Origin of the sequence: Herbaspirillum lusitanum (assembly GCF_046025995.1) — a bacterium.
In the GTDB taxonomy this organism is placed as follows: domain Bacteria; phylum Pseudomonadota; class Gammaproteobacteria; order Burkholderiales; family Burkholderiaceae_D; genus Herbaspirillum; species Herbaspirillum lusitanum_A.
Genome location: NZ_JAQQFM010000004.1, coordinates 514,436 through 529,185, shown reverse-complemented (window position 1 = coordinate 529,185; position 14,750 = coordinate 514,436). Strand labels below are relative to the sequence as shown.

Below are 14,750 nucleotides of genomic sequence, written 5' to 3'. Positions count from 1 at the left end.
CGCAGGCTGCACGATTGTGAGAAGCCCCGACTGCTGGCATCATCGCTGCAAACAAAACTGCAGGGGGAAAACGTGGGTCGATTGCGTCGGATATTCGCCAAACACGGGGCGCGCTGGTTGCTGGCATTGGTGCTGACAGGCGCGGCCGGAGCACAGACGGTGGGCATGCTGCCGGGCGTGGGGGCGCTGATCGATCGCATCGATCTGTTCTTTTACGACATGCGCATGCGCATCGCCAAGGTCGAGATTGATCCGCGCATCGTCATCGTCGACATCGATGAAAAGAGCATCGATGAAATCGGCCGCTGGCCCTGGAGCCGCGACGTGGTGGCCGAGCTGGTGCGCAAGATGACCCAGACCTATCAGGCTCAGGCGGTGGGTTTCGACGTCTTGTTTGCCGAGCCGGACAACAGCTCGGGCTATGCGCGGCTGGAGCAACTGGCGCAGGGCGAACTGAAATCGCTGCCGCAATTCGGTCGCCAGTTGCAGCAGCTCAAATCGCAGATGGACTATGACGCGCGCTTTGCCGAAGCGCTGCAGGGGCAGCCGGTGGTGATGGGCTACAACCTGTCGAATGAACAGGATGCCATCGCCAAAGGCCAGTTGCCCAGGCCGGTGTTTACCACCGCCGATCTGGGCGGTCGCCGGCTCGACGTGATCAGCTGGAAAGCCTATGGCGCCAATCTGCCGCAACTGCAGCAGGCGGCGCGTTCCGGCGGCTTCTTCAATCCGCTGCTCGACAGCGACGGCCTGATTCGCCGGGTGCCGCTGCTGGCGCAGGTCGGCAACGGTTTCTACGAATCGCTGGCGCTGGCCAGCGCGCGCGTGGCGCTCAACGGCAAGCAGATCAAGCCGGTGTTTTTGCAAAACGACGCGGTAATGTCGGACGCGCAATTGCGCGACTACGGCGCGCTTGACTCGCTGGCCATGGATGTGAAACCGGAGCCGTTGTTCATTCCGGTCGAGCGCCATCTGACTGCGCTGGTGACCTATCGCGGACGCGGCGGTCCGCATGGCGGCGCCTTCCGCTATATCCCGGCGGTGGATATTCTCAAGGAGCGCATCAAGCCCGGGCAGTTGTCGCACCAGATCATGCTGGTCGGCACCACCGTGCCGGGTCTGTACGACTTGCGGGCGACGCCGGTCAGCCCCAACTATCCGGGGGTGGAAATTCACGCCAATCTGATTGCCTCCATTCTCGACGGCGACTTCAAGCAGCGCCCCGAATTCGCGGTCGGCTTCGATCTGGTGCAAATTGTGGTGATCGGTCTGCTGCTGGGTTTGCTGCTGCCGCTGATGGGCCCGCTATGGGCGATTCTGTTTGCCGGCGCATCGGCCTTGGCCATCGGCGCCTTCAACTTCTGGCTGTACAACGCCGGCGGCCTGGTGCTGCCGCTGGCGATGGCGCTGATCCTGGTGGCGGCGCTGTTCATCTTCAATCTGGGCTGGGGCTATCTGTTCGAATATCGCAACCGCAAGGCCATCGTCAATCTGTTCGGCGAATACGTGGCGCCCGAGCTGGTGGCGGAAATGGCGGCCAATCCGGAGAGCTACAACATGGAGGGCGAGAGCCGCGAACTGACCGTGATGTTCTCCGACGTGCGCGGCTTCACCACGATTTCGGAAGGCCTGCAGCCGAACGAATTGCGTGAATACGTGAATGCCTATCTGACCGCCATGTCGGAAGATATTCGCGGCAACCGCGGCACGCTCGACAAGTACATCGGCGACGCCGTGATGGCTTTCTGGGGCGCGCCGCTGACGCTGCCCGATCACGCCGCACGGGCGGTCGCCACCGCACTCAAGATGCAGCAGACCACGGTCTTGCTGAACGCCGATTTCGTCAAGCGCAACTGGCCGCCGCTGAAGATCGGCATCGGCCTCAACACCGGCATGATGCGCGTGGGCGACATGGGCTCCAAGATCCGCAAGGCTTACACCGTGATGGGCGATGCGGTGAATCTGTCCTCGCGTCTGGAGTCGATCACCAAGGTGTACGGCGTCGGCATTCTGGTGGGCCAGGTCACGCGCGACGCCGCGCCGGAATTCATCTATCGCGAACTCGACCGGGTGCGCGTGAAGGGCAAGAACGAACCGGTGCCGATCTACGAACCGCTGGCGCACAAGGACGAAATCGATGCCGACACGCGCGCGCGTTGCGAGCAATGGCATGCGGCCTTGCAAATGGTGCGCAGCCAGCAATGGGATGCCGCCGAACAGGCGATTCTCGCCTTGCAGGCGCAACAGGCGCATGGTCTGTATGGCTTGTATCTGGAACGCATCGCGCGTTTCCGTCAGGATCCGCCGCCGGCCGACTGGGATGGCGTGACGACTTTCGAGACCAAATAAATTTCCGCGCGGCAATGATCGGAGGCGAGTGCTGCGGCGGGCTCTGCGCCGTCGCACGGGGCGTTCATGTCATATTCCCGTTTGGCGAGAATGATATTTCCCGTGAGGAATTATTCGTTGTGATTTTTCTCGGCGCAGCGTCTAAAACCCGTGCCGGAATGGATTTCTATCGACGCTGAGAAGCCGAATCTCTATACTTTACAGCCATCAAGATGCCTTCGTTTCAGGGTGACGGACGGCTTTCTTGCTCGCATGCGGAAGGCGCCATGGCAAAGGGGTTTGCCGGCGCAACAAGCATCAGCTTCAGGGGAATTCTCTCTTTTTGTCATTTGCATCTGTCAAGAACGGAGCGCGTACTGCGCGCGCCCGTTTGTGCGCGCAGCGGCTTGATCGCGCGCGGCCGACTGCGAACCAAGAGGAGTATCAAGCGGGCGGTATCGGACAAGGCCAGTAAAACCGGCAGCCAGAACAACAGAAAAAAAGCTGCTGCCGGGCAGCAAGAACAATTCAGGGCGCAAGAACGCCGCGCGGGATGGAATGCGGCGTAGGAGCGGGGAGCAACAAGCAGAAAACGGCATGCCGACGAGCATTGCCTGGAACCATAAAATGAAATCAGGTGTGCAGCAGGTTTTCATGGGGATGGCGCTGGCGACGGCGTCCTTGGGCGTGAGCGCGCAGATGGCGGCGCCGGCGTCGCCAGAGACGGGCACCGCTGTGACAGCGGAGGCATCAACCGAAGAGCGCTTCGACATTACTCGTTTTCAGATCGACGGCAACAGCTTGCTCAGCGAGCAGACCGTGCAGCAGGCGGTGGCGCCGCTGACCGGCCGTGGCCGCGTCTATGGCGACGTGCAAAAGGCGCTGGAAGCGCTGGAGCTGGCCTACCGCAAGGCCGGTTTCAGCGCGGTGCAGGTCTACGTGCCGGAGCAGGAACTGAACAACGGCGTGGTGCGGATTCAGGTCACCGAAAACATCATCGGCAAGGTCATCGTGACCGACAACAAACACTTCAGCGAAGCCAACATCCGCGCCAGCGTGCCGGCGCTGCAAAGCGGTACATCGCCCAATTTGCGCGCGATTTCACAATCGGTGCAACTGGCCAATGACAGCCCGGCCAAGCAGATCGCGGTGACGCTGGAGTCCGGCGAAAAAGAAGGCGAGGTGGATGCCAAAATCGCCGTCACCGACAACAATCCGCTGCGCGCCTTCCTCACGCTGGACAACACCGGCAACGCCGACAGCGGCAACTGGCGCACCGGCGTCGCGGTGCAATACGGCAATCTGTTCGACCGCGATCAGGTAGCGACGCTGGCCTACACCACATCGCCCGACAGCCCCAGCGGCGCCAAGGTCGATCTGTACTCGCTGGGTTATCGCGTGCCGCTGTATGCGCTGGGCGACAGTCTGGATTTCATTTACGGTAAGTCCAGTGTGAGCACCGGCTCCTCGCCTACGCTGGGCAGCCTGTTCGGCTTCACCGGCAAAGGCGACGTGTATGCCCTGCGCTGGAATCATTTCTTTCCGCGCGAAGGCGAACGCAGCAGCAAGCTGGTGGCAGGCCTCGACTACAAGAAGATCGATTCCACATGTAATTTCGTCGGCCTGGCAATCCAGAGCGGCAGTTGCCAGAGCTATTCCACCTTGCCGATGAGCCTGACTTACAGCGCCCAGCATCAGAGCGTGGCGCAGAGCATCGACTACAACATCGGCATCGTGCGCAACTGGGCCACCGGCCCCAGCTACACCAGCAGCAGCGGCCGCAGCGATCGCTATTCCTATATCGCCGGCAATCGCGACACCACCGACAATTTCATGATCCTGCGCGGCGGCGGCAGCTGGGCCAAAGGTTTCAAGAGCGACTGGCAGATGCGTCTGGCCGCCAGTGCGCAATATGCACCGGATCCCTTGGTCTCTTCCGAGCAATTCGGCCTGGCCGGTTCGACCACCGTGCGCGGCTTCACCGAGCGCGCGGTGGCGGCCGACAGCGGCATGATCGTCAACGCCGAAGTCTATACGCCGGAGCTGGCCAACAAGGACGGCTTGCCCGGCAATCTGCGCCTGCTGGCCTTCTACGATATCGGTCGCGGCTACAACAACAAAACCGCCGGCAGTTCTTTCTTTTCCAGCACCACCGTCTCCAGCGCCGGCGTTGGCGCGCGCTACACCATGGGACGCACCTTCAGCATCAAGCTGGACATCGCACGCGTCAGTTTGCCGGGGGCCTCGACGACTGAAAATCGCGGCGACTGGAACGCCCACCTCAGCGCGACCTTGGGGTTCTGACATGCAAAACTCACATCAACAACACGCCAAAGACACCATGCAAGCGCAGGACGCTTCACGCCGGCCGGCCACATCGTATGCTCCGAATATTGAATTGCTGCCGCCCTCGATCACCATGCGCGTCGGCAATCGCCGCCTGACGCTGAGCTGGCGTCCGCGCAAGCCCTTGCCGAATCTGCTGAGCGGTCTGCTGCGCCGTTCCTGGCGTTCGATGCTGGCATCTACCTTGCGTGTTTCATTGGCAACTGCTGCGGTGTGCGGCGCCTGGAATGCGCCGGTGATGGCTGCCGCGCCGGCGCCGAATACCTTGCCGACCGGCTGGAGTGTGGTCAACGGCAATGTGGTCTTCAGCCAGAACGGCAACGTGTTGAACATCAACCAGCTCACGCCGCAAGCCATCGCCAATTTCCAGAGCTTCAGCATCGGCTCGAATGCGATCGTCGACATCAGCCAGCTCAGTTCGGCCTCGGCCTTTCTGGCGCGCGTGACCGGCGGCGACGTCACCCAGATTTACGGTCAGTTGCGCGGCGCCATCGGCACCGTGGCGCTGATCAACCCCAACGGCATTCTGGTCGGACCCGGCGGCAGCATCGATGTCGGCCGCTTCATCGCCAGCACGCTGGCGATTAGCGACAGCGATTTTCTGGCGGGCCGCCTTACGTTCACCAAGGGCGACATCGCCGGCGCGGTGCAGAATCAGGGCACCATCAAAAGCGCCACCGGCGGCAGCGTCTATCTGATCGGCAGCAGTGTCGAAAACAGCGGCATCATCCGCAGTCCGAACGGCGAAGTGCTGCTGGCCGCAGGCGAAACCGTGAAACTGGTGGATACCGCAACGCCGGGCGTCAGCGTGGCCGTGACCGGCAGCGCCGGCAGCGTGACCAATCTGGGCGAGATCACGGCATCGGCCGGCCGTATCGGCATTGCGGCAGGTCTGATCAACAACAGCGGCATCATCAGCGCTTCGAGTGCGGTGAAGGAAGGCGGTCGCATTTTCCTGCGCGCTTCCGGCAATCTGACGACTTCGGCCACGTCCAGCATCAGCGCCGACGGCGCCACGCAGGGCGGCAATATTACGCTGTATGCGGACAACGCCGCCTTCATCGACGGCTCGGTTTCTGCCACCGGCGCACCGGGCCAGGGCGGGTTCGTCGAAACTTCAGGCCTCAGGTCGCTGAATGTGGTGAACGCACCGACCCTGAGTTCCGGCGGCCAATGGTATATCGATCCGTATGACATCGAAGTCGTCGCCGGCGGTGCAAACGTGTCGACCAGCAATGACGGCGGCCAGGTCAATTACGCGATTTCGTCGGTGGGCGAAAACGCCAAGATCGGCGCCGACACCATCACCGCCAAGCTGAATCAGGGTATCGGTGTGACCCTCACAACCGGTCAGAGCGGCACCGGCGCCGGCAACATCACGGTCAGCAGCGCCATCGTCAAGACCGGCAACAGCTCCACCAGCCTGACGCTGAACGCCATCAACAATATCAACATCAATGCCGATATCACGGATGCAGGCTATGGCGATTCCGCCCTCAGCCTGAATCTGAACAGCAATTATCTGGGCACCGGCAGCAGCACATCGCATGCCGCCACTATCGGTAACGGCGCCACCATCATGCTGCACAAAGGCGTGCTGACGGCCAGCGAAGGTGTGAACGGGAATGGCAACGGCGGCCTGACCATCGGTTCCGGTTCGACCGTGAACCTGGCATCGAACGGCTCCCTGAAGGCGGGCAATCTGGTGGTGCTGGGCGGCGGTACGCTGACCGGCGATACGTCCTACTCAGTCATCCTGGGCGGATCGCTCAACAATGCCGGGACCGTGAACGTGACGCAGGCCAGTCTGACTGCGGACAGTGTGCAAGTCACCAGCACCGGCACCTTGCGCCTGACCGACGGCTCGCTGACGGCGACCCACGGACTGAACAATGCCGGCACGATGGTGCTGCAAAACGGTGTGCTGACCGCCGGCAGCGGGCAAGTCATCAACAGCGGGCAACTGTCGACCAACGTTTCCAGCATTTCGGCTGCGCAGGGCTTCAGCAATTCGGGAACGCTGACGCTGCAGAACAGCAATCTGACCACCGCCAGCGGGCAGGTGGTCAACAACAGCAACGGCCAGATCACGGCGATCAATTCGCGCATCATCGCGGCCCTGGGTCTGATCAATTCCGGCACCCTGGCTCTGCAGAACAGCAATGTGAGCGTCGCCAGCGGCCAGATCACCAACAGCGGGCAATTCAGTTTGTACAACGCAACGGTGACGGCGTCCCTGGGACTGAATAATTCCGCATCCGGCGTTCTGACGCTGGATGATCTGGCCACGCTCACTGCCAATCTCAGCAATGCCGGTACCGTCAACGCCAACGGCAGCACGGTCAACGTCAACGGCAACGTGACGAATTCGGGCACGCTCAACATTACCAGCAGCAGCATGGTGCTCAATGGCACCACCACCAATACCGGCAGCCTGCTGATCAATGGCACCAACCTGGCCACGGCTGCGGCGATCATCAACAACGGCGCCGGCTCCATCGTGCTCGGCAGCGCCGGCAAGACCGTGAACCTGAATGCCTACGGCGAAGGTGACGGCGCCGGGAAAATCGTCAACAACGCCAACATCAGCCAGAGCGCTGCGCAAACCACGGCCAACATCCGTGCTCTGGAAAACAACGGCACACTGACCATCGGCGCCAATGGCAACACCTTGAGCATCAGCGGCGGCCAGCAGTTTGTGAACACCGGCACGATCAATCTGGGCGGCACCGGCAACACGCTGGCGGCCGGTATCGGCGGGCTGTCCAACTCGGCCACGGGCGTGATCAACCTCAGCGGCTCGTCCAACACGCTGCAGGCGCAAAACAGTAACGGCTTCGATAATGCCGGCTTGCTGGCACTGGGCGGCAGCGGCAATACCGTGAGAGTTCAGTCTGAAGGCGGCGCCGGGTTCAGCAATAGCGGCACCACCAACATCACCGGCAGCGGCAACACACTGAGCGTCTCCGGCACATCTGCGATGCTCAATTCGGGCACCATGAATGTCGGCGGCTCCGGCCAGACCATTACGGACAGCAACGGATTTTCCAACACCGGCACGCTGCGCCTGAGCGCCGGTTCGCTGAGCGTGGATCAGATCAACAGCAGCGGCAATATCAGCGTGACGGGCGGTGCGCTGAGCTTGACCAGCGGGCAGCTCAGCGGCAACGTCGACATTGCCAATAGCGCCAATGTCACGCTGAGCTACATGCAGCTCAACAGCGGCACCGCCTTCACCGGCGCCGGCAACATGACCTGGACCGGCAACATGAGCCTGAGTGCGCCGCTGACACTGGCCGCCAACGGCCCGTCGCTGACGCTCGACGGCAGCAACGGTTCGGCGGTGATCCTGCAAGGCGCCGACGAAGCGCACTCCAACAAGCTGAGCACCTATAACAATGTGACGGTAAAGGGCGGAACGCTGGGGCTGCTGCTGGACAATTATTCAGCCTGGGACAACTACGGCAGCGTGAGCGTCAACGGGACTTTCGAGACCGGTTCCTCTTCGGTGCTGAGCAACAAGAACGGCGGCAGCATCAATTTCCTCGCGGCGAGCCAGTTGAAGGGGGCGGGTTCTTTCGTCAATGACAGCGGCGGCACTGTGCTGGTGGCCTCTGGCGCCAGCGTCGGCAGCTCGGGCAGCTTCAGCAACAGCGGCAACGTGACGCTGAACGGCGGCTCCATGACGTTCGGCAGCATCAGTAATAACGTCGGTGGCTTCATCGGCGGCAATGGCACAATTTCCAGTACCGGCAGCGAGGGCTTCAACAACAGCGGTACCCTGGCGCCCGGCGGCAATGGCACGGTGGGCAGCATGACCATCAATGGCAATTTCTCGCAGAGCGCCAGCGGTATTGTGATGGTGGATATTGCCGGTGACGAAAGTTTTGACCGGATCACTTTCGGAGGGGCTTCCGTCAATTTTGGCGGCTCTACTGGCGGCACCTTGCAGACCAAGCTGTTGAATGGCTACATACCAGCATCCGATATCGGTTTTACGCCCTTCAGTTTCAATCAGGGCACCGGCGCGATGGGTAATAGCTACTTCCGTTATGTCACCGGCGATGTACTCACGGTGGATGGCGCCAAGCAGATGGTCAAGGCTACTTACGGTGAATTTGGCGTGCGGCTGGCCCTGATGGGATCGGACACTTTCTATGCCAGGAACATCGACGGCAGTTGGAGTTGGGGCGATCGCAACGTATGGCGAAACGCTGACGGCAACGTCGTGAATTATCTGCCGACCCAGATCGATACGGTGGTGGTCAACAGCAGCGTGAGCGCGGTGTATGGCGACGGCAACGATACGATCGACAAGCTGATCGTCAATTCGGGCGGTGCGCTGAATGTGAATGGCGGCAACCTGACAGTCAGTTCGGCGACCACCGACAACGGTGCAATCAATGTGACATCCGGTGCGCTCACGCTCAATGGCAGCACCACCGGCAGCGGCAATCTGCGCGTTGGCACTGGTGAGGCCTCCAGCGCCAATGTGACCATCGCCAATGCGCTTTCCTCGTTGAATGTGAGCGTGCTGTCCGGCGGCCTGACCTTGGCCGGCAACGCCCGTTTCGACAGCCTGTCCCTGAGTTCCGGCACGGTCACCGGCCTGACGGGATCGAAGCTGAACGTGTCCGAATCTTTCACCCAGACCGGCGGCAGCATGACGCTGGATGATGCGGCCCTGAACCAGGCCAGCGGCACACTGACAGTTGGGCAGGTGACCGCCAACAATCTGGTGCTGCAGTCGGAGAACGCTTCCGTGGCGCAGCAGTCCGGCACTGCATTGCGCGTGAAAAAGCAGCTGATCACTTCTTCCGTCACCGGCACCGCGCTGAACAATAGCGGCAATCAGATCGCAGCCTTTGCCGCCAACAACAGCGGCAGCGGCAATATCTCGCTGACCAATTCGTTGAATACTGCCGATACTTCGGTGGTGGCCTTGAACGGCGTGACGAATGCGGGCGGCAATGTATCGATCAGCAACACCGGCGGCATGATCACGCAGGCGATCGGTTCGAATGCCGACTTCCTCGGCAATCTGCCGGCGACGAACAGCGCCAGCGCCGCCAGCAGGCTGGCGCTGCTCGGCATCAACACCACCGGCCAGGTGCAGTCCAAGACCGGCAGTATCAGCCTGGTGACGCATAGCCCATTGACCATCGGCAGCGGCGGTCTCGATGCGGCAGGCAATATCACTCTGACGGCCGGCAACAGCGGTTCCAGCTCGGACAATCTGGTGATCAACGGCCTGCTGCAATCTGCGGGCGGCAACATCAATCTGAGCGCCGGCAACAGCCTGACGATCAACGCCAACATCTCGACCTCGCCGCCGGGCATCGCGATCTTCTCGGTCGACAATCCGAATATCCCGATTGCCTATGCGCAGGGTGTGACGATTACGGACGCGAATGGCACCAGAATCCCGGTGCCGGTCGGTAGTTCGACGACTGCGACCTCGCCGGTGATCGTGAATGCGATCAATAACGCATCGCAACAGCAGGCCGTATCGACCAATCAGGTCACGACCACGCCGGTGCTGTTCTCGAATCCGGTCACGCAGACGGTGATGGTCTCTCCGGTTCCGGTCGTTCCTGTGACGGCAACGCCGGCTCAGACCGTCGGCGGCAGCAGCGGCACCTTTGGCGGTGATACCGAAGCCGGCGACAGCCGGGCGAAGTCCAGCGCCAAGATGTATTGCAGTTGAGGATGAACAACGTGAACGCAACGCAATTCAAACCGCAATCCACTACACGGCCGGGCATTTTGGGAAGCAGCATGCAACGACTCTTCAGACTCCGCACACAAGCCGCGCCAGCGGCGCTGCTGCGACATTTCCTCATGCTGCTGTTGCTGGCGGCCGCGGGCGCCAGCGCGCACGCGCAATCGAAGGTGGTCGGCACCGTCACGCACCTGTCGGGCGTCTTGTCGGCCAAGCATGCGGATGGCAAGCGTGTGGTGCTGGCGTTGAAGTCGTCGATTCTGGAAGGCGACACCCTGATCACCGAGAAGGAAACCTACACCCGGGTCAAGTTCATGGACAACGCGGAAATCGTGTTGCGTCCCGGATCGGAAATCCAGGTGGCGAAATATCTCTACGACGAGCAAAAACCGGAGAACGACAACGTCGCCATCAATCTGGTCAAGGGCGGTTTGCGTGCGGTGACCGGACTGGTCGGCAAGCGCAATCATGAGGCGGTCAATTTCAATACGCCGACGGCGACCATCGGTATTCGCGGCACCAATTTCGGTGCGCTGTTCTGCCAGAACGATTGCGGCGGCGTGCCGACCACCAGCGGTTCGACTCCACAGAACGGCTTGCACGTCGATGTGTCGCAGGGCGCCGTGATTGTCGTCAATCCGGGTGGCCAGCAGGTATTCCAGGCGGGGCAGTTCGGTTTCGTCGCGAATCTGAATGCACCGCCGGTGCTCATACCGCCGGCGCAAGGTGTGCCGGTGACGATGCCGCCATCGATCAGCCAGAATGTGCCCGCCTTGACCACCAGCAGAACAAGTTCTATCGATTGCGTCGTTCAGTGAGTTGAGGCAGAGGGGGCGTTGAAGAGGGGGGCGCGGAGCGGCAGCTGCACAAGGCCTTGAATGCGCTGCCGCTGCTTTACAAGGTGAGCACCGACTCCATGGCCAGCATCTTGATCCTGCGTTGGCCGGCGCCTGCCCGCAGTTCTTTTTCGATCTGATCGGACTGGCCGGGTTTGGCATGCGTGACCAGAATTTCCGGATCGCTCTGCAGCTTCTCCAGTTCTTCCAGCAGCAGGCTAGGGCACAGGTGCTTAGACATCATCGCCAGTTCGCGCAGCTTGTCGGGGAAGGCTGCTTCCAGAATCAGGTAACGCAGATTCGGGATCTCGTTGACCATTTTCCATAAAGCGTCGCAACTGGTGGTGTCGCCGCTGAACACCAGACTGGCATGGCTGCGCAAATCTTCCAGCTGATAGCCGACCGCCGGTACGGTATGGTTGGCCGGCAACGCGGTAATGCTGCGATGGCCGATGCGCAGCGACTTGCCGACTTCGATGGTGTTGAAGCGCAGGAAAGGATTTTCCGGCGACGGGATTTCACTGAAATCCGGCCAGATCTGCCAGTTGAAAATATGCCTGCGGATGATGTCCTGCGTCGCCTGCGTTGCATGCATGGTCAGCGGCGTGTTGCGCATGTCGCCCACACTGTCGAGGATGAAGGGCAGGCAGGCGATGTGATCCAGATGCGAATGCGTGATGAAGACGTGGTCGATGGCGGCCAGCGCCACCAAGGGAAGGTCGCTGACGCCGGTGCCGGCGTCGATCAGGATGTCCTGATCGATCAGCATCGAAGTGGTTCGCATGGTGTTGCCACCGATACCGCCGCTGCATCCGAGAATTTCTACGCGCATCTTGAGCTTGTTATTGATGAGTATTCTGGTCGTATCGAGTTCGATGCACTTGCCGAGTAATTGTTCGCATCGCGACCATCTCCGTGCTTCCCCTGTCGTTGCCCGCTCTGCATGACCAGTCTGAAATTGCCGCTGGACAAGGCTTTGCGGGTGGTGTGGTAATTATTGCAACGAGCTTCGATGGTAAGCGATCCGTCAGCCTAAATCAATCAAAACACCCTTGCCGCAGCGCGCCGGCGAGCATGGCTGTTGTTCCGTCGCGCAGCTTCTGTGTGGCAACTTAAATAAGTTGCACCAAATGACGCGGCTTGGAGATAATGAGCAGGTTGGCTGTCGGCAAACAAAACATCGCCGCAGCAGGATGCGAGCCTCAGGCCGCTTGCCAGCATCGACAGCCAGCAGGAAAGAATAAAAACGCGAGCGAACGGCAGGGGTGCCTGCGCTACGTGGCATGAAACATGCACAGACAAATATACCGATAACGCACGCCAACACGTCAACCAGCAGTACATCTTTATCAGGGAAAAGATGCGCACGTCAGTCAGCAGGGAAGGCTGCAGCCACCGCTCCGGAAACCGGATCATGCCGCTCGTCATCAGCGCCTTGAATCTTGCGATTCATGGCTTGAGGCATGACGCCAGTCACGGTGCAATTCGCGCGCTGATTCGCGCTGTGATTTGCACTGTGGTTCGCGCTGCGATTTGCACCGCGATTCGTGTCCGGCTTCAGGCGCGGACTCATGCCCGGATTCACGTCGTCCAGGCCGGCGGCGTCCTTGCGCCTGTTCTCGCCGTTGCTCTTCCTCATCCACTTTCTGCGCGCGGTCACACATAATGGAAACGCATCACATCGACATCGCCTATCGGCTGGAAAAGCTGACAGAGCTCAGTGTTGCCTTGAGCAACAACCGCAATATTCCGCTGCTGCTGGAACATATCCTGCAAACGGCAAAGAACATCACGCTGGCCGACGGCGGCACCTTGTACCGGATTGACGAAGACGACAACAGTCTGGCCTTCTACATCTCGATCAACGACTCGCTGCAGATGCATCAGGGCGGCAGCAGCGCGGAGAAGATCAGCATTCCCAACATCCCGCTGCAACTGGCCGGCGGCGAACCCAACCTGAGTGCAGTGGCTGCCTACGCTGCGAATACGCGGCGCTCGGTGAATATTCCGGACGTGTATCAGGTCAATGAATTCAATTTCTCCGGCATGCGCTTGTTCGACCAGAAGTACGACTACCATTCGGAATCCTTTCTGACCGTGCCGATGCAGGATCATGAAGGCGAGCTGGTCGGCGTGCTGCAACTGATCAATGCGATTGATCCCTACACCGGCAAGCCGCATCCGTTTTCCGAAACCGATCAGCACTTCATCGAAGCGCTGGCCTCGCAGGCGGCGATCGCCATCACCAACCAGCAACTGATCTTCCGCCTGGAAAATCTGTTCGAGCATTTCATCAAGCTGATCAACCTCGGCATCGATGAAAAGTCGCCGCACACCGGCCGCCATTGCGAGCACGTGCCGGAACTGGCGATGATGCTGGCCGAGGCCACGCATGAAACCAGCGCAGGACCGCTGGCCGGTTTCAGCATGAGCGAACGCGACCGCCGCGAGTTGTGGGTGGCCGGCCTGCTGCATGATTGCGGCAAGATCACCACGCCCGATCACGTGGTGGAAAAGGCCACCAAACTGCAGACCATCTTTGACCGCATCGAGATGGTCGACACCCGTTTTGAAGTACTCAAGCGCGATGCCGAGATTCGCATCCTCAAGGAGAAATGCGCTCTGGGCGCCGCGCTGACCGCTGAGAAAGCCGCCGAGCTGGATCAGCAATTTCAGCAGGAATGTGCCTTGCTCGATGAGGAGCGCAATCTGCTGCGCAAGAGCAATGTCGGCAGCGAAGGCATGAAGCCGGACGACCAGCAGCGCGTGCTGGACATTGCAAGTCGTCAGTGGCGCGGACCGGCCGGCGAGATGCAGAATCTGCTGACCGCTGATGAAACGGAAAACCTGCGCATTCGCGCCGGCACGCTGAACGACGCCGAACGTCAGATCATCAACAATCACATCGTGGTCACGATCAAGATGCTGGAGTCGCTGCCGTGGCCCAAGCAGTTGCGCAACGTCACCGAATATGCCGGCGGCCACCACGAGCGCATGGATGGCAAGGGTTATCCGAAGGGGCTCAAGCGCGATGAGATGTCGCTGCAGGCGCGCATGATGGCGATTGCCGATATCTTCGAAGCGCTGACCGCCGCCGACCGTCCTTACAAGCGAGGCAATACGCTGAGCGAGGCGCTGGAAATTCTGGGCGGTTTCCGCACCCGTGACCACATCGACCCCGACCTGTTCGACGTCTTCGTGCGCAGCAAGGTGTATCAGCGCTACGCCGAAAAGTTCATGAAGCCGAGCCAGATCGATGAAGTCGATCACAGCAAGATTCCGGGCTTCGTGCCCTGAGCGCGTGCTCAGTGTCGATCGCAAAGACAATGCCGTTCAGCTGAAAAGCTGAACGGCATTTTTCATTGGCGCCGGGGAATGTCGAACGCTTGTCGACTGCAACCATGGACCTCAGCGCGAAGCTGCTTGTTATGCCGCTCAGAATGTACATGCATGCTCGCATTGGGTTCCTCCCTGATCGCCTGTGCCCGTCATCAAATATTTACACGCCTGCAGGTAAA

8 protein-coding genes are annotated in these 14,750 nt (G+C 60.6%); 6 read left to right on the top strand and 2 right to left on the bottom strand.

Annotation, left to right across the window (positions count from 1 at the left end):
• The first annotated feature begins 165 nt into the window (after nucleotides 1–165).
• The 5 genes from PQR62_RS10960 to PQR62_RS10940 all read left to right on the top strand — a co-directional run bounded on the left by PQR62_RS10960 (nucleotide 166) and on the right by PQR62_RS10940 (nucleotide 11,214).
• Nucleotides 166–2,349 (top strand): CHASE2 domain-containing protein, encoded by a 2,184-nt coding sequence (locus PQR62_RS10960; RefSeq protein ID WP_408157893.1) that lies wholly within the window; start codon nucleotides 166–168, stop codon nucleotides 2,347–2,349.
• 266 nt (nucleotides 2,350–2,615) lie between these two features.
• Nucleotides 2,616–2,897: a hypothetical protein gene (locus PQR62_RS10955; RefSeq protein WP_408157743.1), complete on the top strand. Its 282-nt coding sequence runs from the start codon at nucleotides 2,616–2,618 to the stop codon at nucleotides 2,895–2,897.
• 58 nt (nucleotides 2,898–2,955) lie between these two features.
• Nucleotides 2,956–4,632 carry a ShlB/FhaC/HecB family hemolysin secretion/activation protein gene (locus PQR62_RS10950; protein WP_408157741.1) on the top strand — a complete coding sequence of 559 codons (1,677 nt, stop codon included), beginning with the start codon at nucleotides 2,956–2,958 and terminating at the stop codon, nucleotides 4,630–4,632.
• A 1-nt stretch (nucleotide 4,633) separates the two neighbouring features.
• On the top strand, nucleotides 4,634–10,381 hold the full coding sequence (locus PQR62_RS10945) for a two-partner secretion domain-containing protein (protein ID WP_408157739.1): 5,748 nt from the start codon (nucleotides 4,634–4,636) through the stop codon (nucleotides 10,379–10,381).
• Nucleotides 10,382–10,452: 71 nt separating this feature from the next.
• A complete protein-coding gene (locus PQR62_RS10940; RefSeq protein ID WP_408157737.1) occupies nucleotides 10,453–11,214 on the top strand; it encodes a FecR family protein in 762 nt (253 codons plus the stop codon).
• Between the two features lie 76 nt (nucleotides 11,215–11,290).
• On the opposite strand, the gene PQR62_RS10935 is transcribed toward PQR62_RS10940, so the two are convergent.
• Nucleotides 11,291–12,064: a 3',5'-cyclic-nucleotide phosphodiesterase gene (locus PQR62_RS10935; protein WP_408157735.1), complete on the bottom strand. Its 774-nt coding sequence runs from the start codon at nucleotides 12,062–12,064 to the stop codon at nucleotides 11,291–11,293.
• A gap of 537 nt (nucleotides 12,065–12,601) precedes the next feature.
• Nucleotides 12,602–12,871 carry a hypothetical protein gene (locus PQR62_RS10930; protein WP_408157733.1) on the bottom strand — a complete coding sequence of 90 codons (270 nt, stop codon included), beginning with the start codon at nucleotides 12,869–12,871 and terminating at the stop codon, nucleotides 12,602–12,604.
• A 26-nt stretch (nucleotides 12,872–12,897) separates the two neighbouring features.
• On the opposite strand from PQR62_RS10930, the gene PQR62_RS10925 reads away from it, so the two are divergent.
• On the top strand, nucleotides 12,898–14,529 hold the full coding sequence (locus PQR62_RS10925; protein WP_408157731.1) for an HD domain-containing phosphohydrolase: 1,632 nt from the start codon (nucleotides 12,898–12,900) through the stop codon (nucleotides 14,527–14,529).
• The last annotated feature ends 221 nt before the right edge of the window (nucleotides 14,530–14,750 follow it).